Raw genomic sequence first — 22,152 nt, 5'->3', positions numbered from 1 at the left:
TTTCTGCGCATCGAAAAGGGCAATCTAGGCCCGTATCCGCGCAGATAAATTTGTTAATGAACTCTTAACGTGCCCTGAACATCTAACTTGTTACGCAAGTTGGGCCCGACGTGATCGGGCTTAGAAAGCCGCAAAAATTGGGCTGAAACAAAGACAAGATGGGAGTCTATTTCAAGATGAGTAATGGTACATATGAAGAGTTTCGCGACGCGTTACGCGCGTTTGAATCTGGCTGGGACCGGGAACGCTATGACGCTGGGGTCATCCAGGATTGGCAGTTGAACCAATGGGCCGGAGGAGAGGTCACGGATTTCTATCCAAACTATTCCAGTTGGTCGGACCTGAGCAGCGATGAATGGGACGCCATGTCTTATCGCTCGATGAATTCGCTGGGTTTCGTAGGCTATCAATTCGGCGAGGCACTACTGATCGACCTGGGATATTACACCGACGACGTCTATTACGGAAACGGTGCCGCGTCGAACACATGGGACGGGACCTGGACCGGAAAAAACGGGGTCAACTCTCTGGCGGACTTCACCACCGCCGAAGCGCAGGAACGCGCGATTCAAGAAGCCTTTGGATATAACCTTCAGGTCATCGAAACCGGGCTTGGGTATCAGGGGGAAAGCCTCTCCGACTATCTGGGGACAACCCGGACCTATATGGAAAACGGTCAGGAGGTTTCGGTCACCCTCACTCTAACCGGCATTATGGCCGCTGCGCATCTTCGCGGCGCGTGGGGAACATTGTCGCTGCTGCAAGGCGGAAATGTCTCGACCGACGAATATGACACCTCGATCCTGCGCTATGTTTCGCAGTTCGGCGGGTATGATGCGCCATCGGTTGAAGATGCAATCAAGGTCTACACGGATGGTGTTCTGCCCACGGATACAGGCGATACCGGGGAAACCTCTCCACCCGTTGTTCCGCCAACTACCCCGCCGACGCCAACCGAACCGACCGGCAACGGGACGGCCAATACGACCGAGGCGACGGCTGATGTGGTGATCACCTGGGCGTGGGGGTCCAACACCACGGTTCCCGAATTTGATCCCGCGACAGATACGATCTTTATCTCATGGGTCGGCGCAGACGCGCTGGATGTCAGCGAGGTGAATGGCTCGGTCGTGTTCGCAATCCCGTCGAACAACCAGACGACAACGCTCAGCGGTGTGACCCTTGCCGAGCTCAGCGCGGCCAATTTCACCATTCTGGACGCCACCGCAGCGACCGAAGTTCTGAGCCTTGTCGGAGGCACCACCACGCCGGACCAAGGCGGCCACGGCCATCAGCACATGCATGTTACCCTAAACCTTGCCAGTGCCGCGCAAGTCATCGACGGGTTCATGCCTGCGATGGGGGACGTCATCGAAATCGGCGCGGATATCACCGCCGAAGCCTTCGCGATCTTTGAAGAAAGCGGAGATGCCTTGGGCCATACTGTTCGGATCGAATTGAACGACGGAAGCGGAACCAAGCAGATCACTTTCACCGGATTTGGTTTGTCTGATCTCGATATCAGCAACTTCTCGGTCACCGATCAGGCGGTTCTGAACGAGATCTCCGCGGCGCTCGGGCAAGTCGTTACCACGCCGGGCACTGGGCAGGAATACACCCTTGCCTATGATACGGATGGATCGAACCCACCGGCGATCAATGGAAACACGGATGCCGGAGGGTTGAAATACCGCGCCGACAGCAATGCCGACGACATAACCGGCTTCCGTCCCGGTATTGATGAGCTGGATTTTGGCGGAACCTCGGTCCACGGCATGATCGTGACCAAATCGCTCGCCGGAGAGATCGTCATCGACAGTCCGTGGTCCGATGCAGCGCAGATTGTTCAGGGCGTGACATTTCAGGACGTCACGATTGATGATTTCGGCATCGTCGGGAACGAGCACCTGCGTCAGGACATGGGCGGCGTCATCAGTTGGGAACAGGGGCTTGGCCCGCGCGCGGCTGACACCGTTTATGTCCGCAGTCACGAATACGGCGTGCATGAGGTGATCGACGGGTTTGACCCCGCCACCATGAAGCTCAGCTTTCTCTACTTTGGGACACGCGAACGCCTGACCGTCGAGGACAGCAGCGAAGGTCTGCTGATCTCATCCCTTCCGACCGGGCAGAGCATCACACTGACCGGTGTATCCAAGGCCGATCTGATCCCGGGTCTGGTCGAGTTCCACCACGACCAGGTGATGGAGGATAATCTGGAGGTGCCCTTCGGTTTCGATCAGAACGATGTGACGCTGGTTGACCGCACTATGTTGCTGACCCCGCAAGCTCCTGTGGGACAGACAACGGACGGGGATCAAACCAGAACCGGCGATTTGACCGGAACCTCTGCGGGTCCGGACAATGGCGATGGCACGGGTGACGGGTCCTCCGGGTCGGGTGACAGTCAATCCACCGACACCCAGACGTTTGGCGCGGGAGCGGATGTCGCCGAACTTACCTGGAACTGGGGCGCGAAGACCGCGATCGCCGGGTTCAATCCAAACGAAGATGTGTTGGACTTCAATTCTCTGGGTGCAAGCGATGTCGCGGTCAGCGAGATTGGCGATGATCTTGTGTTTGAGGTTGTCGGCAACGGGGCCCATACGATCACCCTCAGGGATGTTCAGGCAGAAGACCTGAGCCTTGGCAATCTGACGGCCGACGTTTGGAACTCGATCGACGAGGCGAACAGCGCGCTGGTGAGCCAGCTTGAAAACCTCGGGATGTCGATCGCCTGATTTGTTGAACGCCAAACGCCCGCCCGGTTTCTGGGGCGGGCGTATTCGATCAGAAACATCGGGACCTGTCGCAAGGGGCGAATGACTTACGGTTTTTTCAAATCGAAAACTGGGTCGTCATCTTTCTTGAAACGCCATATCCCAAAGAAGTGATCCGCCTCGCTGTGTTCATCTTTGCCCGATACCGATAGAGGTGGTGAGGTGAAAAGACCTGAACAACATCGGCGAACGGGGCCACCCGTTTCGTCCATTTCCAGTTTTGGCAAGCTGAACCTGAAATGGCCGCTAATCTCTGCGACCGACCCGGGCCTTTGCAACGGAACAACACCAATTGCGCGACCGTGAACTGGACAAACACCTATATAATCCAAGCCGGGTCGATCTGATCTCAACCAAACAGGAAGATACGCATGTCCTTGTCACAGATTTCATTGCCCGAATTCGCTGGTGCAGCAGTGCTTATCACGGGAGCATCAACCGGCATCGGGGCCGAGCTTGCGCGTGCGTTCGCCCAGCAGGGTGCCAAGGTCGGGTTGCACTACAACTCTTCCAAGGACGCGGCCGAGGCGCTGGCGGACGAAATCCGCACGTCAGGTGGCACGGTCGAGCTGGTCCGCGCGGATGCGAGCAACCCCGAGGAACTGGCCGCCGCAGTCAAGGACGTGGCCAACCGTCTGGGTGGGTTGCGCGGGTTGATCAACAATGCAGGCGGCATGGTGCGTCGCGTCGCCTATGAGGACGCAACCGACAAAGATTATGACGAGATCATGGACCTGAATGCACGGTCTGTCCTTGTCGCCTCGAAAGCCGCCTTGCCCTATCTGAAGCAAGACGGTGGATTCGTCATCAACACCACGTCCATTGCGGCGCGAAATGGGGCAAGCAACGGCGCCGGGCTATATGGTTCATCCAAATCCTTCGTTTCAAACGTCACGCGGGGGATGGCAAAGGAATGGATCGCTTACGGCATTCGCGTGAACGCCGTGGCGCCCGGCGTGATCACTACGCCGTTTCACGAGCGGTATTCGACGCAGGAACAATTGGACGCGATGCGGGCAACGGTGCCACAGGGCCGATTGGGGATCGCAAGCGACTGCGTCGGCGCGTTCCTGTTCCTCGCATCGGATGACTTGGCCGGGTATGTCATCGGGCAGACCATCGAGGTGAACGGTGGCCAGCTTATGCCCTAGCGATACAAAGGTGTTCGAAGGACTTCGTCGCCTGATGGGTGAAACGAAAGCTGACGGCCCCTGAGGTCAGCCAATCCGCCGTCAGCCCCGTTTTATTGGCTGCAAGTGTCTTAATTCCGAAGGTTTCAAATCGGCGACGCAGGACCTGCTGTCGCTTTCGGATCTGCCCTTCGAGCATGTCCTGCCCATTCACGGTCTGCCGGTGATTGGAGACGCTAAGGCGCAATACGCCCTGGTCATCAGAAAGTTTGCGCGCAAAGGCAGGCCGTGACGCGTTTGGGTCAAGTAACCCAAGCGGTATCCAACCCAAATTACATCGTTGCGCCCCGTTTTGCCCCGGTGACGTGTCTTACTTTTGAGTGATCAAAATGAGGATTTGAGAATGGCCAAGAAAGTAATCGTTCTGGGTGCCGGGCGGGGCGTTGGACGCGCCACGGCGAAGGCTCTGACCCGCGAAGGACATCACGTTGTTGCGGTGGCGCGGACAGCGTCGGACCTGGCAAGCATGTCTTCTGAAATGCCGGGGATCGTAACCGAAGAGATGGACGCGTCCGCCGATGGTGCGATTTCGGAACTGCTTGGGAAGCACGCCCCCGACACGGTTTTGCAGATCGGTGGGATCAAACCGGAGCTCGGATTATTGAGCGCCTATAGCTGGTCAGATTTCTGCGCGCCTTGGTACAGCGACACGAAAATGAGTTTTGAACTGGTGCAAGCCGCTTTGAACGGAGCCATGCCAAGCGGTGGCACCGTCATCGCATTTGCAAGTGGAGCGGCACTGAATGGCTCACCGTTGTCCGGGGGTTATGCCGGGGCAAAACGAATGCAGCATTTTGCGATGAATTATGCGCAGATGGAATCGAACAAGCGAAATCTGGGGCTGACCTTCACAACGATCTATCCCCTGCAGTTGATCGAAGGGACACAGATCGCGCAGGACGCAGCACATGCCTATGGACAGATGCGGGGCGGTGACGCAGCCGGTTTCATGGCCCAGTGGGAGAATCCACTGACGCCCGAGGCGATTGCGCATCACATGTGTGGGGTGGTTTTGGAGGCCAAGGCAGGAACCTATGGTATCGACGGTGCCGGCATGAAAGACTTGCCCTGATATGAAGCCTTCTGTGCCGTCGACCCGTCCCGACCTGATCAAAGCGATCACCGCATTGCGCCCGGACCTGCATCGGTTTCTGTCGCGCATGATGGGATCGGTTTTTGACGGCGAAGACGTTCTGCAGGACGCGCTGATTTCCGCTTTGAAAGCGATCGACGCCGGAGCCGAGGTCAGCAACCTGCGCGCGTGGTTGTTTCGGATCGGTCGGAACACTGCGCTCAACGCCATCCGCGCCCGGAATTCGGAGCAGGCCATGAAGGATCGTTTGACTCAATACGAAGCCATCACGCGTAGATTGCCAACCTCTGGCGGCGCATCGGATGCGCTGCGCCCGCTCATGGCTCTGACGCCACGACAACGCAGCGCGGTCATCTTGTTTGACGTTCTGGGTTACAGCGCGACGGAAGTTGCGGATATCTCGGATGCAAGCGTTGACGCTGTGAAATCGACACTCAAACGAGGTCGCAAGGCGCTGAGAACAGCGCCGGAGGCCCAACCGGGCGATCTGAGTGACAGGGACAAAGCCCTGATGGAGCAATATACCGCCTGTTTCAACGCCCATGATTTCGATACGATCCGCGCGATGCTGGCAGATGAGGTTGCCTTGGACGTGGTCGGCATAGAACATCGAAATGGCGCGGCTGCCGTCGGTGGATATTTCACCAATTACGCGCAGGTCGCCGATTGGCTGATGGTACCCGGCCATGTTGATGGCACACCAACAGTTCTGGTCTTTGACCGCCAAAACCCTGGTGACGAACCAGCCTATGTCATTCGGGTCGCTTTCACGGAACGGAAGCTTTGGCGAATACAAGATTTTCGGTACGCGAGATACATCATGCAGGATGTGCAGTGGCAGAAAATGCGGTGAAAACTTGTGATTTACATCCGAGTGAAATGGACGTTGGCCTATCTCTGTCGCGCGATTGATGAATATGGCAGGGCACCTGAATTCGAGGTGGCTGCGTTCCTACGCACGCAACAAACCTTTGCCTTGTGAACGCCAGTGTTTTCAAAAGCGATAGAAGCGTTTTGACGTGTCATGAAACACGTCCTTTTGGCTTGCACCCGGAATCAGTTTCTGGTGCCGTAAAACGAGCTCTTCATACGTAGAAGACAGGCTGTCGACCGGAAAATTCGATCCAAACATGCAGCGTTCGGCTCCAAACTGGGACAGGCAGGTTGATATGATCGGCGCAACACTGTCAGCGCTCCAGTTATGGTCGAACATTCCTAGGCCAGAGAGTTTGCAACAGACCTGCGGCAGGCCGGACAATGCCGTCAATTCATCTGCCCACTTTTGCAATCCCTGTGGCGTCCGATCGTGTGGCGAACCTGCGTGGCACAGTGCTATCGGGGTGTGCGGAGCCTGCGCAACAACCTCAGCGGTTTGGGCCATAAGTTCTGGCACAAGCTGAAGGTCAAAGGAAAGGCCGCGCGTACCCAGTTGCTTCAGACCATCCAAGAACGCCGGGTCTTTCAGCAGCGCGTTCGTCCCATTTGTCGCATCTTCGCCCGGCGCCCGGCCAATGATCTGACGAACGCCCCGCACCGAAGGCAGCGTTTGAAGACGGTCGAGCTGTTGATCCAGGTCTTTCGCAGTCAGATCGCAGAAGGCCACCTGCACCAATGGCCAGTCGGGGAATTGATCAGCCACGGATTGCACCCATTGCGCCTCGGCCCAGGGGTCGGCCGCGCCCACCTGGATGTGGACCGACGCGGTCATACCTTGCGCCCCGGCATCTGCTCGGAATTCCGGCAAAAGATAGTCGCGCTGGATCGGCGTGGGGTCTCCGAAGAAACGGACCGCACCTTTCTCCATCAGCCAGGGGTAAGTGACGGCCGACAGGTCCCACAGGTGGTGATGCGCGTCGATACTCATGGTGTTTCGACCCCCGTGGTGCGGGTCAGGATATCGACCCCCTGCCCGCGCCAGAAATGCAGCAGGTCGATGAAAATCCAATTCTCGGCAAGCTTGTCACCGGCGCGCCTGTAGATGTCGATGACCCGAAACTCACCGGGTTTGCCGGTGGCGGGCATCCCCATGAAACCACCTGACGGTACAGCCGTGAAGTTCGGCCAGCCGAAGAACCCGCCATACAGCCCCTCGGCCATGCGACAGACATGCGTGGTTTTGGATCTGTCGGTAAAGCCAGCCCGAAATGGGCCCGAATGCTGTTTGGCGTATCGTTCAATCGTATAGGTCGCCCCGATCCCCTCGGGGCCCCACCAGATCATGTCGTCATGCCATGTTCTGGCCAGCTCATCCTCCAGCGACAAGCCGCTGTTCCATTGACCCAGATCCGTGATCATTGCGTTGATCAAGGCCAACGTCTTTTGGCCTTCTTCCGGCGGCTGAGGGTCGAGCAACACACCGTCATGCGGCATCGGTCCGGGCTGAACCAAATGCGCAGCGGTCTGTGGGGGGAACGGGTTTTGGCCAGCCTGTACCATCAGATGCGGGATGTCGAAATACATCGCCGTTTCCGTGATCGTGTTGTTCACCACCTTGTAGAAGGCGCAATACCGCAGGAAGGCCATTTTGCCAGTGGGCCGAATGCCCAGCCACGGCCGATCGAACAGACCCATCAGATGCCCCATGCAAGCGACCCAAACCCCGTCCTCGTCACTAAGCGAATTCTGTCCCGCAAACAGGATATCGACCCGGTTTTGTAAGCGGGTCAGGCTAGTTTTGAGCGGCTGCCAAAACTGTTGGGCGACGTTTTCGGCCCCGGTGATTTCATTGAATGGATGAAAGCCCCGCCACAGCATATCTGGGGCGCAGAATTGGTTCATTGCATTGGGCAGATCAGCTTCAATCGCGGAATGGAACGCGCGGACAAGTTTTTTTTCGGCTTGGGAGTTCAATGTCTTTTTCCTTTTTTGCCAGTGTATTACGAGCCTTCTCATCCCGGTGTGAGTCGAAATCTCAGCGTAGTTTTGCATACGTATGCAAAAATGTCTTGCCAGAAATGATGTACGTTGATTACATTTTTGCAAACGTATGCAAGCGAATCTTTCTCGGGGGGATCATGGCGGAAATTCAGCTGCGCAATGTTGGCAAGCGCTGGGGCTCTTTCGTTGGGGTCCATAATTTCGATCTGACCATCGCAGACCGAGAGTTCCTGGTTCTTCTTGGCCCATCAGGGTGCGGCAAGACCACGACCATGCGCATGATCGCGGGGCTTGAAGATGTCACGGAAGGGGACATTCTGATCGACGGAAACGTCGTCAACGATCTGGAGCCGAAGGACCGGGACGTGGCGATGGTGTTCCAAAGCTATGCGCTTTATCCGAATATGAACGTCTATGAAAACATCCGCTTTCCTCTGAAAGTGCGCGGGATTGATCCCTCGACCCATGACAAAAAAGTCCGCCGGGCCAGCGCGATGGTGGAATTAGATGACTTCCTGCACCGCAAACCTGCCGAACTGTCCGGTGGACAGCGTCAGCGCGTGGCGCTGGCCCGCGCTATCGTGCGCGAGCCGAACGTGTTCCTGATGGATGAACCGCTGTCCAATCTTGACGCCAAGCTGCGGGTATCGACGCGGGCGCAGATCAAGAACCTCAGCCACGAACTGGCGGTTACGACGATCTATGTGACCCATGACCAGATCGAGGCGATGACGCTGGCTGACCGCGTCGTCGTCATGAAACAGGGCGTGGTTCAGCAGGTCGGCAGCCCGACCGAGATTTACGACCGGCCTGCCAATACGTTTGTCGCCAGCTTTATCGGCTCGCCGGCGATGAACCTCATGGACGGAGAGGTGTCAGACGGTGTGTTCCGCGCCGAGCACGTCCAGATTCCGGTCGATGCCCCCGACGGCCCCCTGACCTTGGGTTTCCGCGCCGAAGACGCGGGGCTTGCCGAAGGACAGGGCGAAATCACGGCTCCGATCTACACGCTCGAACTGCTGGGCGATGCGACCATGATCTCGGTCCGCGTCGGTGGAGCTCTGGTCTCGGTGAAGGCCGACAAAGCATTCCGCGCCGAGATTGGCGAAAACGTCTCGTTCTCGGTGCCGAAAGACATCTGCCACCTCTTTGAAGCTGAAAGCGGTGCGCGGATCGGGGCGTAGCCCCATAACAGCCCAACCGGGCAAACAACCGGTCCGGACGTCGACGACGGACCGATCCTGACAGGGAGTAACGCATGAAACTCAAATCAATCCTCTTGGCTGGTGCCATGTCCTTTGCCGCCGCAGGCGCATGGGCGGACTGTGCCTTTGAAAACGATGTCCCGCTAAAGTCGCTCTCAGCCGGGTTTGAAGCCTGGAAAGCCGTGACCGACGCGATGGCCGAGTGTGGCAATTTCAGCGCCTCGCTCGATCAGGAATTCCGCGAAAAGCAGCCCGAAGCGTTTGCGGCTGATCCCGCGCTCTACCAGATTGGCGGCGTCTCGAACGCCACGCTGGTGCCGTTGCTGAACGCGGGCACAATCCGTCCGCTGGATGATCTGGTTGAGAAATACGGGCAAGACCTGCTGCCGAACCAGTTGATCAAGGTGGACGGCAAAACCATGGCGATTGCCATGATGGTGAACGCGCAACACCTGATGTATCGCGATGACGTTCTGGCCGAGCTGGGCATCGAAGAGCCCAAGACCTACGCCGATGTTCTGGCCGCAGCCGCCAAGATCAAGGAAGCAGGCGTCATGGACTATCCGATTGGCGGTACGTTCAAGACCGGTTGGAATCTGGGTCAGGAATTCGTCAATATGTACCTTGGCGAAGGCGGTCAGTTCTTCGGTGACGGCAACATGCCTGCGATCAACAATGATCAGGGCGTCGCCGCGCTCGAGATGATGAAGGCCATGACCGAGTATATGGACCCGGAATATCTGGTGTCGGACTCGACCTATGTTCAGCAGCAGTTCCAGCAAGGCAAGATTGCGATGGCGAACCTGTGGGCCAGCCGCGCGGCTGCGATGAATGACGAAGCCGAAAGCCAGGTGGTTGGTAAGGTCACGATGGCCGCCGCCCCGATGGGCTCGTCCGTTCCTGCAACCACGATCTGGTGGGACGGTATCGTGCTGGCCTCGAACATAAGCGATGAAGAGGCCGACGCCGCCTTCCGCGTCGCGCTTGAAGGTATGGACGGTGACATGGTCAGCGCCAATAACGACACGGCGGTCTGGCTCAGCACGGCGTATACTCCGGGCGACCTGGCGGCCGGTGCCGCGGCCTCGGCCGAAGGTGGCGCGAAAGCCTATCCTGCGTCCGGTCCGATGGGCATCATGCACACCTCTCTGGGCAATGGTCTGGCGGACTATCTGACCGGTGCCAAGGATGCGCAAACCACACTGGCCGACATCGAGGCGGATTACATCACCGCCGCGAAAGAAGCTGGTCTGATCAGCAACTGATCCTCTCTGGGGAGGGCCCTCGTGCCCTCCCGCTTTTTCCACCCGAGAACCATGAGAAAGGCAGAGCCATGAATTTCCGGACATTTGCCGCCTTTGTCGGCCCCTCTGTCTTTATGATGCTTCTCTTTATCGCGTTCCCGCTGGTCAGCGTGTTCAAGCAGAGCTTTTACATCACGCAGCCGATCTACGAGACGGTTGAGAAGGAAACCTGCACACCGGGCTTTATTACCCAGACCTGTGTGACCGAGCAGGTCTCGCAGCCGAAACTGGACGAACACGGCGAGATTATCACCCAGACCCGGTATGTCGGATTGCAAAGCTATCGTAACGTGCTGGAGCCGGAGCGGGCTTGGCGGGCGATCAGCGACGGGAATTGGCAGGTTCTCTCCACGATCAACTTCTGGAAAGCACTGCGCTTCACGCTGACCTTCACGCTGATCACGTTGCCCTTGGTGGTCGGATGCGGGCTGGGCATCGCGGTTTTGATCAACAATGCGGCCCGGTCGATACGAGGCCCCGTGATCTTTGTCTCGCTGCTGCCCTTCATCATCACGCCTGTGATCGGCGTCTTGTCGATCAACTGGCTGTTTCGCGGTGACGGGATCATGACAGCGTTGATCGAATGGTGGCTGAACCGCGATATCGCGTTGTTTGCACAGGCGCGGACGATCGAAATCCTGATGATGCTTTACCGCGTCTGGCACGTCGCGCCTTTTGCCGCCATCGTCTTTTATGCGGGTCTGCAAACGGTCAATCAGGACAGTCTGGAAAGCGCCATCATCGACGGGGCAACCCGCTGGCAGCGGATGAAGTATATCGTGATCCCGCATCTGATGCCGCTGATCATCTTCGTGTCGATGATCCACCTGATGGACAGCTACCGGGTGTTCGAAGAGATCGTCGGCTTCTCGAGCCAGGGCTACGTCATCTCGCTGCAGTGGCTAACCTTCGATTACCTGACGCCGGATCAGGCGGGCAACCGGTCGATCAGCCGGGCCTCGGCCAACTCGATGCTGACCATGATCGGTGTTGTCATCCTGCTTATCCTGCCGCTGCGCCGTACATGGCGCGATCACAAAGGAGGCCACTGATATGTCCTCGCGCGCGCTTCGCCAGCCTTTCAGCCTGCGGTTGACCTCGAACATCTTTCTGGCGCTCTGGTGCCTGATTGCAGCCTTCCCGATCTTCTGGATCGTGGTGATGAGCTTCAAGTCACCCGTCGACGCCTTCGACAGCAACGCGCTGAACGTGATCTTTGGACCCGCGACCCTGGGCGTCGGAAAGGGCTTGTCCCTGCTGGACATCGTCTTCGGTATCGCGGTGATCTGGGGAACGATCACTCTGGCAACCAAAAGGCTGCCGTCGATGATCAAATCCTACGCCAAGCCCGGGCAGGAGTGGTTCGGGTGGCTGATCGGTGTGCTGGCCCTGCTGGTCGGTTTCCTGTTGGTGTTCTTTGTCGTACTTCCCGCCATTCTGAATGTGCTGAATCCGGTATTCGGTCCTTTGGGGCGGGACGTGCTGGGCCTGACCACCGAACATTACAAAACGGTCTGGATTGACCGGGGGTTCTCGAACAACTTCAAGAACTCGCTGATCGTCACGACCGGGGTGGTCACCGTGTCCCTGACCGTCGGAACGCTGGCCGGGTACGGTCTGGCGCGGTCTGGGTCGACGCTGGCGTTCTGGATCCTGATCGTGGCGTTGGTGTTCCGCGCGCTGCCGCATTCGGTTCTGGTTGCAGGCTACCTGCCGGTTTTCATCAATTCGGCCGAATGGCTCAGCCCCATTCTGGGCGATAATGCACCGACCCTTTATGGCAAGCCTTTCGCGGTCATCGCGGTGCTGGTTGCGATCAACCAACCCTTTACCATCTGGATGCTGCGGTCCTTCTTCCAGAACATTCCTGCGGAACTGGACGAGGCCGCCCGCGTCGATGGGTGCAGCCATTTTCAGGCGTTCCGCCGTGTGATCATGCCGGTCATGTGGCCGGGGGTTATCACTACCGGACTGTTCAGTTTCCTTCTGGCTTATAACGATTTTCTCGTCACCGCGCTGCTGCTGGATGCGCAGAACCAGACCATGGTTCCCGCCATCGTCGGCATGTTCAACCGCGAGACCACGACCACCGATCAGGTCGTCGCCGTGGCCGCCGCCGTGTCGATCACCGCGCCGCTGATCTTCCTTGTCCTGATTTTCCAGCGCCAGATCGTCAGCGGTCTGACAGCCGGGGCGGTAAAAGGCTGATGAGCAACCACGCCCGACATAACGCCATGTCGCGCCACCCGGCGCTGAACAGGATGCCCAGAGATTTTCTGAGTGTCGGGGGTCACGCCCCCTACACCACCCTCTGGCAACCTGAAAGGATATGGAAATGAAAGGTTCGCGCCCCGAACAAGCGGTTTTGACCCGTGACACTGACCTGAGCAAAACTGACGACACGCGCCGGGTTATCGAAACCATGGTGGACGGTCTGAATGACCATCGCATTGACGACATTGGCGAGTTCTTCGCGCAGGGCTTTCGCTGGCTGGGCAATCAGGGCTGCGGCACGAAGACGGGTCTGGAGGAATTCCAGAACAACTGGCAGCGCCCGTTTCAGGCGGCGTTTTCCGACAAGGTCTGCATTGATGAGGCCCGCCTTTACATGGGGGAATGGGCCGCCGCCTTCGGCCGTCAGGAAGCAACCCATTCGGGTGAATTTCTGGGTATCGCCCCGACAGGAAAGCGGGTCGAGATCCGGTACATGGATTTCTGGAAAGTCGTCGACGGCAAGATCGTCGACAACTGGGTGAACGTGGATTTTGCCCATGTCGCAGCCCAACTGGGCGTTGACCTGTTCAACGGCCAGGGCTGGGAAGCATTTGACCGGGGGGAAAAACGTCCGCCTCGGCCCGAAAACTGAGGAATGAAAAATGGCAATCGAGTATCTCAAACGCGGCAAGTCCGACGCTGACCGGGCCGAAGATGACGCCAAAACCCGCGCCGTTGTCGAAGCGACGCTGAAGGACATCGAAACCCGTGGTGACGACGCCGTGCGCGAGCTGAGCGAGAAGTTCGACAATTATTCACCGGCCTCGTTCCGGCTGTCGCAGGACCAGATCGAAGACCTGATCAGCCAGCTAACCGTGCGTGAGCTGGCGGACATCAAATTCGCGCAAGAGCAGGTGCGCAACTTTGCGCAGGCGCAACGGGATTCGATGCTGGATATCGAGGTCGAAACTCTGCCGGGCGTTATACTGGGCCACAAGAATATCCCCGTGCAGTCCGTTGGCTGTTATGTCCCCGGCGGTAAGTTCCCGATGGTGGCCAGCGCGCATATGTCGGTGGCCACGGCGTCCGTTGCGGGTGTTCCACGCATCATCGCCTGTACACCTCCGTTTCAGGGCAAGCCAAACCCGGCGGTCATCGCGGCCATGCATCTGGGCGGCGCGCATGAGATTTATGTCATGGGCGGCATTCAGGCTATTGGCGCAATGGCGCTTGGCACTCAGACAATCGACCCCGTTCATATGCTGGTCGGCCCCGGAAACGCCTTCGTCGCTGAAGCCAAGCGCCAGTTGTTTGGCCGTGTCGGTATCGACCTGTTCGCAGGCCCGACGGAAACGATGGTGATTGCAGATGAAACTGCCGCCGATGCGGAACTGTGCGCGACCGATCTGCTGGGTCAGGCCGAACATGGATATAACAGCCCCTGTGTGCTTCTGACCAACTCGCGCAAACTGGCCGAGGATACTTTGGCCGAAGTTGACAGGCTGCTGGACATTCTGCCGACGGCGGACACCGCCAAAGTGTCGTGGGCGGAATATGGCGAGGTCATCGTTTGCGACACCTATGACGAGATGCTGAAAGTGGCGGACGACATTGCCTCGGAACACGTGCAGGTGATGACGGATCGTGACGACTGGTTCCTTGAGAACATGACCTGCTATGGGGCGCTGTTCCTTGGGCCCCGCACCAATGTGTCGAATGGGGACAAGGTGATCGGGACAAACCACACCTTGCCCACGAAGAAAGCAGGGCGCTACACGGGCGGTCTTTGGGTCGGCAAATACCTGAAGACGCATTCCTACCAGAAGGTCCTGACCGACGAGGCCGCAACACTGATCGGTGAATATGGCTCGCGCCTGTGCATGCTTGAAGGGTTTGTGGGGCACGCGGAACAATGCAATGTGCGCGTCCGCCGGTACGGGGGTATCAACGTGCCTTACGGTAAGGCCGCGCCGTATAGGGATGCGGCGGAATGAGTGATCGGCACAGTCTGCACAAAGACCTGATCGCCCCGCTGAGGGCGGCGATGTACGACTTTTCCGAAGCTGGGGTGCGTCGCTCTCTGGCTGATCTTTGTGAACTTGATGCCTTGTTTCGCCTATGTCATCCGTTCGGCGACACGACCGGCAGCGATACCTACTACGACCGCGTCTACAAGGGCTTGCTGACGGCCTGGCCCGATCTGGAGCGGCGCGACTATATCGTCATGGCCGGCCCGGATGAGTTTGGCACCGATTGGGTTGGGTGCGGCGGGTATTACACCGGCACCTTCACCGGACCATGGCTGGACATCCCGCCCACAGGTCATCAGGTCACGATGCGGTTCCACGAATTCTACCGGTTCGAGGATGGCAAAGTGGTCGAGATGCAGGCGCTTTGGGACATCCCCGAAGTGATGATGCAGGCAAATGCGTGGCCCATGGCCCCCAGCCTTGGCCGCGAATGGCACGTGCCCGGCCCTGCGACCCAGGATGGGTTTGTGCCCGGCCCCTACGATGCGGCCAAGGGCAAGGAAACCTGTCAGCACATCATCGACATGCTGGAATACCTCAAGAAACACCCATCAGAGGGCGGCCCGGACGTGATGGAGATGGAGCGGTTCTGGCATCCCCGCATGAACTGGTACGGCCCGTCGGGGATCGGCACCGGACGGGGTATTTCCGGGTTCCGCAACTGGCATCAGATTCCATTCCTGAACGGCATGCCCGATCGCGGGCAGTATGTGGATGACATCACCTATCACTTCTTCGGAGATGGGGAATACGCGGCCGTCACTGGTTGGCCCAACATGATCCAGACCGTGACCCATGACGGCTGGATGGGTATTGCGCCGTCGGGCAAGAAGATCACCATGCGCAGCCTCGATTTCTGGCGTCTCGAAGACGGCAAAATTCGAGAAAACTGGGTGCTGGTCGATCTTCTGGATGCATACCGTCAGCTTGGCGTTGACGTCTTTGCCCGTCTGCGGGAATTCAATAAGGCCCGTAATCTGGGCCGTATCGAAATACCTGACGGAATGAGCCAATGACAGACCTGCCCCGCACGCCCTCTTTTTCCCTAACCGGCAAAACCGCCCTGGTGACCGGAGCTTCCTCGGGCATTGGGCAGGGATGTGCCGTTGCTCTGGCCGAGGCCGGGGCTCATGTGGTGTGTGCGGCGCGCGGGGCTGATCGGTTACAGGGCACGGTGGCCGCGTTGCAATCGAACGGCTGGTCCGCAGAAGCTTTGGCGCTTGATCAAACGGATCTGGATGCGTTGAAGGCCCTGTTTGCATCCCGTGTGTTTGACGTGGTCGTCAATTCCGCGGGATTGGCACGGCACAGCCCTGCAACCGAGACAACGCCCGAGGATTTCGACGCGGTCACAAATCTGAACCTCAGGTCCGCGTATTTCCTGTCGGCTTATGCAGGCAAGGCTTTGATCGACGCGGGCAAGCGCGGCTCGATCATCCATATCTCAAGCCAGATGGGTCATGTCGGCGGGATTGACCGGGCGGTCTATTGCGCGACCAAGCACGGGCTGGAGGGCATGGTTAAGTCTATGGCCATCGAATGGGGCAAACAGGGCGTACGGATCAACACCGTGTGTCCGACCTTCATCCGCACGCCACTGACGCAATCGACATTCGACAATCCCGAACGGGCCGCATGGATCATGGACAAGATCAAGCTGGACCGCGTGGGCGAGGTCGAGGACGTCATGGGTGCCGTGCGCTACTTGGCGTCGGACGCCTCGGCGCTTGTGACCGGAACCTCCATGTTGATCGACGGCGGGTGGACGGCTGACTGATGGCTGAGAAAGTCACATCCCTTCAGGTCGCAGAGCGCGCAGGCGTCAGCCAATCCGCCGTCAGCCGCGTTTTCACGCCCGGCGCATCCGTCAGCAAGAAGACCCAGGAAAAAGTGCGCAAGGCCGCCGAGGAACTAGGGTATCGCCCAAACGTGCTGGCCCGCGCCATGGTCTCTGGCAAAAGCCGCATTATCGGCTTGGTGGTCGGTTATCTGGACAACTACTTTTATCCCGAAGCGTTGGAAAAACTGTCGAACGGTTTGCAGGAGCATGGCTATCACGTTCTGATATTCATGGCCTCTCGGTCGGCGGGCAATATTGACGACGTGATGGAGGAGATTCTGGATTATCAGGTCGACGGCGTCGTTTTGGCCTCGGTCCCGATGTCTTCGGATATCGCGATGCGGTGCCAACAGGCAGGTGTCCCGGTTGTCCTGTTCAACCGCAGTCAGGATATCGAAGGGATCACCACCGTCACATCGGACAACTACGCAGGCGGACGCAAGGTTGCCGAATTCCTGTTGGCGGGCGGGCACGAGCGGATTGGCTATATCTCGGGGTGGCAAGGGGCCTCGACCCAGCGAGACCGCGAGGCGGGTTTTCGGGCGCAACTGTCCGAAGTGGGCCGATCCGTATTTGCCATGCAGGACGGGATGTTTCACACCGAAAACGCCCAAGCTGCTGCGCGTCAGATGTTTGATGTGGACCCCGGCAAACGCCCTGACGCGGTATTTGTGGCCAATGACCACATGGCATTGGCCGTAATGGACGTGATCCGGTTTGAACTGGGGTTGCGCATCCCCGAAGATGTTTCGGTCGTCGGATATGACGATGTTCCTCCGGCAGGATGGCCAGCCTATAACCTGACAACGATCCGACAGCGGGCCAATCTTATGGTCGCTGAAACCGTCGCGGCCCTGCTGGATCACATTCAAAATCCCGATGCAGCTGAGCCACGCAAGGTCGCGATTGACGGCCCGCTGGTCGTGCGAACCTCGGCGCGGCTGCCGCGGGGTTGGACTCCACAAAGGACAGAAACATGAAGGGCTTTGATCCGAAATTCCGGGATTTCCCGGACTATATCATCGGTATCACCAAGGAAATCTGGGAAGATCGCGGCATCGCGACCTTGCACGACTATTACGGTGAGGACATCGTGGTCCGGTCACCCGGTTCCGTTGTTCTGGGGAACCAGAATGTGATCGGCGCGACCATGGCGACCTTGGCAGAGTTCCCCGATCGTCAGCTTCTGGGTGAGGACGTGATCTGGTCCGGTACACCGGAACAAGGCATGCTCAGCTCTCATCGCATTCTGTCTACGGCCACACATCTAAGCGAAGGTGTCTATGGCAAGCCCAAGGGAACCAAGCTGCAATACCGGATCCTCGCGGATTGCCATGCCAAGGATAACAAGATTGATGATGAATGGCTGATCCGGGATCAGGGGGCGATCGTCCGTCAGTTGGGTTGGGAGCCCAAAGACTATGCCGCAGATCTGATCGCCCGCGAAGGTGGCCCTGAAAACTGCGTCCGGCCCCTGACTCCGTCCAACGATATCGAAGGTCCCTATAAGGGAAACGGAAACGACAACCCGTGGGGCCAGCGCCATGCCGATCTGCTGACCCGTATGATGAACGCGGATATGGGCGCGGTCGAGCGTGACTATGACCGGGCCGTGCAATCGGAATATCCGGGTGGTGTCACGGGGCACGGTTGGGATCCGGTCGACCGGTTCTGGATGTCCTTGCGTGCCGCGATGCCCAACGCCACCTTCACCATCCATCACCAGATCGGGCGCGACGATCCCAACATGCCGCCGCGTTCTGCCCTGCGTTGGAGCCTGCACGGAACCCATGACGGTTGGGGCACATTTGGTGCGCCCACAGGGGCCGAACTTTATGTTTTGGGCATCAGCCATGTCGAGTGGGGAGAGTTGACTGGCGGCGACATCAGGGTTCGCCGCGAGTGGACCCTGTTCGATGAAACCGCTGTTTGGAAACAGGTGCTGCTGGCCACCGGGGACGTGTAATGCCGTATAGCCTTGCCTTGCTCGACACCAGTGAAGGAACCCGGCGACTGCATTGTCACCGGGCGTCTTTGCGGGCAAGGCGGCTGAACAATCGTCCTCCGGGTGTGATGGGTTTGATCGACCTGTCGCACCATTATTCGTTTCGGAGACTATCATGAGCACAATCCAACACCGCATCGTTCGCTATGGCGAACTCCGGCCCTGCAAAACCGCCTTTATCGACGCCCACACGCCGGGTTCGGACCAAAAGGAAAACTTCACGATCATTGGTGGCGGGGTGTCCGAGTCGCCTGATCAGCACGTCCACATCACCGACAAGATCGGATTCAACATTGGCGCGGCGGGGCAGCCGCCAAAGTGCCGCAACTCGCTGCATAGCCATACCACGGCCGAGGTGTTCTTTGTTGCCAAGGGCCGTTGGCGCTTTTTCTGGGGTCGTTATGGGACGGCGGGTGAATTCATCGCTGAAGAGGGTGATATCTTCAACATTCCCACAGGCATCTTTCGAGGCTTTGAAAATGTCGGTCAGGACTACGGCATGATCATGTCGATCCTTGGCGGGGATGATGCAGGCGGTGGGGTGACGTGGGCCCCGCAGGTGATCGAGGACGCGCAGGCGCATGGGTTGATGCTGGGCGATAACGGGGTTCTTTATGACTCCAAAAAGGGGCAGGACTTGCCCCACAACGTGCGCCCAATGCCCTTGCTGACCGAAGAACAACTGAAAGAGTATCCCGAGGTTCCTGTCGAGGATGTCGTCGGTCAATATGTCGCGCGGTATTGGGACCTTATGGCGTTGTCGGCCAACAAACCCGCGCAGGTGATCGGCGAGTACGGGATGATCAAAGACAAGCCCGGGTTCGAGGTTGATTTCCTTGGGCGCGGCTCCTCTGTGACCGACCCGGTGAAGGCCGAAAAGCCGGTGGTTCTTATGCCCGCAAGCGGCCACTGGCGTATTGCGGTCGATGGATATGAGACCACTTTGTCCGCTGGTGACACCGCTTTGGTTCTTCCCGGTGAGGCCTATAGTGTTTCACCGTCGATGACCGGGCAGGCAGGCTTGTATCGCATCACCGCAACCGACGATCCGGCAGGCGCAACCTGGACCGGGCAATAGCAAATCGGAGGCTCCGCATGACCAAAATCCAGACCACACATGTGGGGTCTCTGCCCCGAACTCAGGACGTCGTGGACTTTATCTTTGCCCGTGAAAACGGAAATACCTTCGATCAGGGTGCTTTCGATGCCTGCATGACCGATGCAGTTGCAGAAACAGTGCGCAAGCAGGTCGCGGCTGGGATCGACCATGTAAGCGATGGGGAAACCTCAAAGATTTCCTACGCAACTTATGTCAAAGACCGCTACACCGGTTTTTCCGGCGACAGCCCGCGCAACGCGCCAGCCGACCTGAAGATGTTTCCCGGCTTTCTGCAACGGCTGGCGGATGACGGCGGCACACCCCAATATGCGCGGCCGATGTGCACGGGCGAGGTCCGCTCAAAAGGGCAAAGCGAGCTTGAAAAGGACATTGCGAACCTGAAGGCGGCGATGAAACGTCATGAGGTTGATCGCGGCTTCATGAACGCCGCATCTCCGGGTGTGATTTCGCTGTTTCTGCAGAACGATTTCTATCCCACGCGTGAAGCCTATCTTTCGGCCTTGGCCGATGCGATGAAAGAAGAATACGAGACGATTGTGGCGGCGGGTCTGGACCTGCAACTCGATTGTCCCGATCTGGCCCTGTCGCGCCATATGTTGTTCACGGACCTGACCGACGAGGCCTTTGTTCAGATCGCAAACATGCATGTCGAAGCTTTGAACCACGCGCTTCAGAATGTCCCGCAAGACCGCGTTCGGGTGCATATCTGCTGGGGTAACTACGAGGGGCCACATTGTTGCGACATCGCGATGGACAAGGTGTTCAGCACCCTGATGGCCACCAAATCGCGCTGTGTGCTGTTCGAAACTTCCAACCCACGCCACGCGCATGAATGGACCGTGTTCCGTGATCGCAAGGCTGAAATCCCCGATGACAAGGTCCTTGTCCCCGGAGTGGTCGATACAACCACCAATTTTGTCGAGCACCCCGAGCTGGTCGCCCAAAGGATCAGGCGCTTCACCGACATTGTCGGCGCGGATCGGGTCATAGCCGGCAGCGATTGCGGCTTTGGAACATTCGCGGGTTTTGGCGCCGTGGACCCGCAAATTGCCTACGCCAAGCTTCAAGCCCTGTCCGAAGGCGCAAAGCTGGCCTCGGCATGATACCGTTGGTCTTGCTGCCGGGCATGATGTGCGATGCCCGACTTTTTGGCCCTCAGATCGAGGCTTTATCGGGCCGGTTGCCCGTGATGACATGCCCGTTGACCCGGCACGACAATGTGCAGGACCTGGCAGGTGAGATCCTGCGCCACACCCCTGAGGTGTTTGCACTGGCGGGGCTGTCCATGGGCGGTATTGTGGCAATGGAAGTGGTGCGACAGGCCCCTGAACGCGTTGCAGGGTTGGCCCTGCTCGACACCAACCCTTTGGCGGAAAACACCGAGGTCAAGATCCGGCGCAAACCGCAGATGGCCGCCGTTCAGGAAGGCCGGTTGTGGCACGTGATGCGCGACGAGATGAAGCCGAACTATCTGGCGGACGGCCCGCATCAGGGGGCCGTTCTGGACTTGTGCATGGCCATGGCAACGGATCTGGGCGCGGACGTGTTTCTGCGCCAATCCCAGGCCCTGATGGACCGCCCCGATCAACGCGCAACCCTGTCCGCCTATTCCGGGCCGGCGCTGGTTCTGTGTGGCCGGGAAGATGGCTTGTGCCCGGCCGAGCGGCACCAGTTGATGCACGATCTGCTGCCTGACAGTACGCTCAAGGTCATCGACGGTGCCGGACATCTGCCCACCTTGGAAAAACCTGACGAAACGACGGCGGCCTTGACCCGCTGGTTGGAGGACACATGACACCCTCACTTTTGGAATTGCTCCGCAAGTTCGATACACCCACCGTCTGCAACGCCATCGAAGTGGCGCAAGGCAAACGTGGGTTCGACAAATTCACCCGCGGTACCATGCAGTGTTCTGCGCCCAATGAACCCGCGGTCGTCGGCTATGCGCGCACGGCCAAAATCGCGGCGGTTCATCCGCCCACCGAACCGCCCGAGGTCATCAAGACCCGCCGCATGGCCTATTACAAATACATGGCCGAAGCCCCCTGCCCCGGTGTCTCGGTGATCGAAGATCTGGATTATCCCGATTGCATCGGTGCCTATTGGGGCGAAATCAACACCACCGTTCACAAGGGGTTCGGACTAGCCGGAGTCGTAACCAACGGTGTCATGCGTGATCTCAGGGACCTACCCCAAGGGTTCCCCGTTGTTGCCGGTTCCATCGGTCCAAGCCACGGTTTCGTCCACATCCGCGAGATTGATACCCCGGTGTCAGTATTTGGCCTGACAGTTCATCCGGGCGAGTTAGTCCATGCCGACCGTCATGGTGCGTTGGTCGTGCCCGAGGATGTCGTCGATCAATTGGAAGCGGCCATACAAAAACTGTTGTCAACAGAACGCATCATCTTGGACGCAGCTCGTCGTCCGGAGTTTGATTTCGAAGCCTTCGAAACCGCCTGGGCCGCCTTTGAAAAAGCCAGGGTTTGAATGGCAA

Annotated in this window: 20 protein-coding genes; 18 read left to right on the top strand and 2 right to left on the bottom strand. The window is 58.4% G+C overall.

What is annotated here, in order from left to right; all coding sequences use genetic code 11:
• Nucleotides 1–176: 176 nt before the first annotated feature.
• The 4 genes from ACR0MS_RS17775 (at nucleotide 177) to ACR0MS_RS17760 (ending at nucleotide 5,916) form a co-directional block, all read left to right on the top strand.
• Nucleotides 177–2,741: a hypothetical protein gene (locus tag ACR0MS_RS17775; protein WP_480576706.1), complete on the top strand. Its 2,565-nt coding sequence runs from the start codon at nucleotides 177–179 to the stop codon at nucleotides 2,739–2,741.
• A 410-nt stretch (nucleotides 2,742–3,151) separates the two neighbouring features.
• Complete coding sequence (locus tag ACR0MS_RS17770; RefSeq protein WP_480576709.1) at nucleotides 3,152–3,931, top strand: SDR family NAD(P)-dependent oxidoreductase; 780 nt, start codon at nucleotides 3,152–3,154, stop codon at nucleotides 3,929–3,931.
• A 382-nt stretch (nucleotides 3,932–4,313) separates the two neighbouring features.
• Nucleotides 4,314–5,042 (top strand): SDR family NAD(P)-dependent oxidoreductase, encoded by a 729-nt coding sequence (locus ACR0MS_RS17765; protein ID WP_480576712.1) that lies wholly within the window; start codon nucleotides 4,314–4,316, stop codon nucleotides 5,040–5,042.
• A gap of 1 nt (nucleotide 5,043) precedes the next feature.
• Entirely contained in the window at nucleotides 5,044–5,916 is an 873-nt protein-coding gene (locus ACR0MS_RS17760) for a sigma-70 family RNA polymerase sigma factor (protein ID WP_480576715.1), read from the top strand.
• A gap of 141 nt (nucleotides 5,917–6,057) precedes the next feature.
• Here the strand turns inward: ACR0MS_RS17760 and ACR0MS_RS17755 are convergent, their stop codons facing one another.
• Nucleotides 6,058–6,927, bottom strand: a complete 870-nt coding sequence (locus tag ACR0MS_RS17755; protein WP_480576718.1) for an amidohydrolase family protein — start codon at nucleotides 6,925–6,927, stop codon at nucleotides 6,058–6,060.
• Nucleotides 6,924–7,955, bottom strand: a complete 1,032-nt coding sequence (locus tag ACR0MS_RS17750; protein WP_480576826.1) for an ester cyclase — start codon at nucleotides 7,953–7,955, stop codon at nucleotides 6,924–6,926. Before ACR0MS_RS17750 ends, ACR0MS_RS17755 begins: the two co-directional genes overlap by 4 nt.
• A gap of 122 nt (nucleotides 7,956–8,077) precedes the next feature.
• Here ACR0MS_RS17750 and ACR0MS_RS17745 point away from each other — a divergent pair, with 122 nt between their 5' ends.
• The 14 genes from ACR0MS_RS17745 to ACR0MS_RS17680 all read left to right on the top strand — a co-directional run bounded on the left by ACR0MS_RS17745 (nucleotide 8,078) and on the right by ACR0MS_RS17680 (nucleotide 22,145).
• Nucleotides 8,078–9,124: an ABC transporter ATP-binding protein gene (locus ACR0MS_RS17745; protein ID WP_480576721.1), complete on the top strand. Its 1,047-nt coding sequence runs from the start codon at nucleotides 8,078–8,080 to the stop codon at nucleotides 9,122–9,124.
• A gap of 74 nt (nucleotides 9,125–9,198) precedes the next feature.
• Nucleotides 9,199–10,410, top strand: a complete 1,212-nt coding sequence (locus ACR0MS_RS17740; RefSeq protein WP_480576724.1) for an ABC transporter substrate-binding protein — start codon at nucleotides 9,199–9,201, stop codon at nucleotides 10,408–10,410.
• Nucleotides 10,411–10,478: 68 nt separating this feature from the next.
• Entirely contained in the window at nucleotides 10,479–11,501 is a 1,023-nt protein-coding gene (locus tag ACR0MS_RS17735; RefSeq protein WP_480576727.1) for a carbohydrate ABC transporter permease, read from the top strand.
• Nucleotide 11,502: 1 nt separating this feature from the next.
• A complete protein-coding gene (locus tag ACR0MS_RS17730) occupies nucleotides 11,503–12,657 on the top strand; it encodes a carbohydrate ABC transporter permease (RefSeq protein WP_480576730.1) in 1,155 nt (384 codons plus the stop codon).
• A 127-nt stretch (nucleotides 12,658–12,784) separates the two neighbouring features.
• Nucleotides 12,785–13,315 (top strand): ester cyclase, encoded by a 531-nt coding sequence (locus ACR0MS_RS17725; protein ID WP_480576733.1) that lies wholly within the window; start codon nucleotides 12,785–12,787, stop codon nucleotides 13,313–13,315.
• A gap of 10 nt (nucleotides 13,316–13,325) precedes the next feature.
• Nucleotides 13,326–14,657 (top strand): histidinol dehydrogenase, encoded by a 1,332-nt coding sequence (gene hisD, locus ACR0MS_RS17720; protein WP_480576736.1) that lies wholly within the window; start codon nucleotides 13,326–13,328, stop codon nucleotides 14,655–14,657.
• A complete protein-coding gene (locus tag ACR0MS_RS17715; RefSeq protein WP_480576741.1) occupies nucleotides 14,654–15,709 on the top strand; it encodes an ester cyclase in 1,056 nt (351 codons plus the stop codon). The genes hisD and ACR0MS_RS17715 overlap by 4 nt, the downstream gene beginning before the upstream one ends.
• A complete protein-coding gene (locus ACR0MS_RS17710) occupies nucleotides 15,706–16,470 on the top strand; it encodes an SDR family NAD(P)-dependent oxidoreductase (RefSeq protein ID WP_480576744.1) in 765 nt (254 codons plus the stop codon). Before ACR0MS_RS17715 ends, ACR0MS_RS17710 begins: the two co-directional genes overlap by 4 nt.
• A complete protein-coding gene (locus ACR0MS_RS17705) occupies nucleotides 16,470–17,513 on the top strand; it encodes a LacI family DNA-binding transcriptional regulator (RefSeq protein WP_480576747.1) in 1,044 nt (347 codons plus the stop codon). Before ACR0MS_RS17710 ends, ACR0MS_RS17705 begins: the two co-directional genes overlap by 1 nt.
• Nucleotides 17,510–18,499: a nuclear transport factor 2 family protein gene (locus ACR0MS_RS17700; protein ID WP_480576750.1), complete on the top strand. Its 990-nt coding sequence runs from the start codon at nucleotides 17,510–17,512 to the stop codon at nucleotides 18,497–18,499. The genes ACR0MS_RS17705 and ACR0MS_RS17700 overlap by 4 nt, the downstream gene beginning before the upstream one ends.
• A 154-nt stretch (nucleotides 18,500–18,653) precedes the next feature.
• On the top strand, nucleotides 18,654–19,616 hold the full coding sequence (locus ACR0MS_RS17695) for a cupin domain-containing protein (protein WP_480576753.1): 963 nt from the start codon (nucleotides 18,654–18,656) through the stop codon (nucleotides 19,614–19,616).
• 17 nt (nucleotides 19,617–19,633) lie between these two features.
• A complete protein-coding gene (locus ACR0MS_RS17690; protein ID WP_480576756.1) occupies nucleotides 19,634–20,761 on the top strand; it encodes a cobalamin-independent methionine synthase II family protein in 1,128 nt (375 codons plus the stop codon).
• Nucleotides 20,758–21,453, top strand: coding sequence for an alpha/beta fold hydrolase (locus ACR0MS_RS17685; protein WP_480576758.1), 696 nt, complete (start codon nucleotides 20,758–20,760; stop codon nucleotides 21,451–21,453). The genes ACR0MS_RS17690 and ACR0MS_RS17685 overlap by 4 nt, the downstream gene beginning before the upstream one ends.
• Nucleotides 21,450–22,145 (top strand): RraA family protein, encoded by a 696-nt coding sequence (locus ACR0MS_RS17680; protein WP_480576761.1) that lies wholly within the window; start codon nucleotides 21,450–21,452, stop codon nucleotides 22,143–22,145. The genes ACR0MS_RS17685 and ACR0MS_RS17680 overlap by 4 nt, the downstream gene beginning before the upstream one ends.
• Nucleotides 22,146–22,152: the final 7 nt, after the last annotated feature.

Source organism: Ruegeria sp. CJ2 (genome assembly GCF_056536745.1).
The sequence above is the reverse complement of the archived record's forward strand: the minus strand, read 5'-3'. Positions and strand labels throughout refer to the sequence as shown.

Excerpts from the sequence above, each read along its gene's own strand:
- ACR0MS_RS17765 (WP_480576712.1), top strand. The coding sequence starts at position 4,314 with ATGGCCAAGAAAGTAATCGTTCTGGGTGCCGGGCGGGGCGTTGGACGC.
- ACR0MS_RS17755 (WP_480576718.1), bottom strand. The coding sequence starts at position 6,927 with ATGAGTATCGACGCGCATCACCACCTGTGGGACCTGTCGGCCGTCACT.
- ACR0MS_RS17735 (WP_480576727.1), top strand. The coding sequence starts at position 10,479 with ATGAATTTCCGGACATTTGCCGCCTTTGTCGGCCCCTCTGTCTTTATG.
- ACR0MS_RS17775 (WP_480576706.1), top strand. The coding sequence starts at position 177 with ATGAGTAATGGTACATATGAAGAGTTTCGCGACGCGTTACGCGCGTTT.
- hisD (WP_480576736.1), top strand. The coding sequence starts at position 13,326 with ATGGCAATCGAGTATCTCAAACGCGGCAAGTCCGACGCTGACCGGGCC.
- ACR0MS_RS17730 (WP_480576730.1), top strand. The coding sequence starts at position 11,503 with ATGTCCTCGCGCGCGCTTCGCCAGCCTTTCAGCCTGCGGTTGACCTCG.
- ACR0MS_RS17760 (WP_480576715.1), top strand. The coding sequence starts at position 5,044 with ATGAAGCCTTCTGTGCCGTCGACCCGTCCCGACCTGATCAAAGCGATC.
- ACR0MS_RS17750 (WP_480576826.1), bottom strand. The coding sequence starts at position 7,955 with ATGAGAAGGCTCGTAATACACTGGCAAAAAAGGAAAAAGACATTGAAC.
- ACR0MS_RS17725 (WP_480576733.1), top strand. The coding sequence starts at position 12,785 with ATGAAAGGTTCGCGCCCCGAACAAGCGGTTTTGACCCGTGACACTGAC.
- ACR0MS_RS17705 (WP_480576747.1), top strand. The coding sequence starts at position 16,470 with ATGGCTGAGAAAGTCACATCCCTTCAGGTCGCAGAGCGCGCAGGCGTC.
- ACR0MS_RS17710 (WP_480576744.1), top strand. The coding sequence starts at position 15,706 with ATGACAGACCTGCCCCGCACGCCCTCTTTTTCCCTAACCGGCAAAACC.
- ACR0MS_RS17700 (WP_480576750.1), top strand. The coding sequence starts at position 17,510 with ATGAAGGGCTTTGATCCGAAATTCCGGGATTTCCCGGACTATATCATC.
- ACR0MS_RS17680 (WP_480576761.1), top strand. The coding sequence starts at position 21,450 with ATGACACCCTCACTTTTGGAATTGCTCCGCAAGTTCGATACACCCACC.
- ACR0MS_RS17745 (WP_480576721.1), top strand. The coding sequence starts at position 8,078 with ATGGCGGAAATTCAGCTGCGCAATGTTGGCAAGCGCTGGGGCTCTTTC.
- ACR0MS_RS17770 (WP_480576709.1), top strand. The coding sequence starts at position 3,152 with ATGTCCTTGTCACAGATTTCATTGCCCGAATTCGCTGGTGCAGCAGTG.
- ACR0MS_RS17715 (WP_480576741.1), top strand. The coding sequence starts at position 14,654 with ATGAGTGATCGGCACAGTCTGCACAAAGACCTGATCGCCCCGCTGAGG.
- ACR0MS_RS17690 (WP_480576756.1), top strand. The coding sequence starts at position 19,634 with ATGACCAAAATCCAGACCACACATGTGGGGTCTCTGCCCCGAACTCAG.
- ACR0MS_RS17685 (WP_480576758.1), top strand. The coding sequence starts at position 20,758 with ATGATACCGTTGGTCTTGCTGCCGGGCATGATGTGCGATGCCCGACTT.
- ACR0MS_RS17695 (WP_480576753.1), top strand. The coding sequence starts at position 18,654 with ATGAGCACAATCCAACACCGCATCGTTCGCTATGGCGAACTCCGGCCC.
- ACR0MS_RS17740 (WP_480576724.1), top strand. The coding sequence starts at position 9,199 with ATGAAACTCAAATCAATCCTCTTGGCTGGTGCCATGTCCTTTGCCGCC.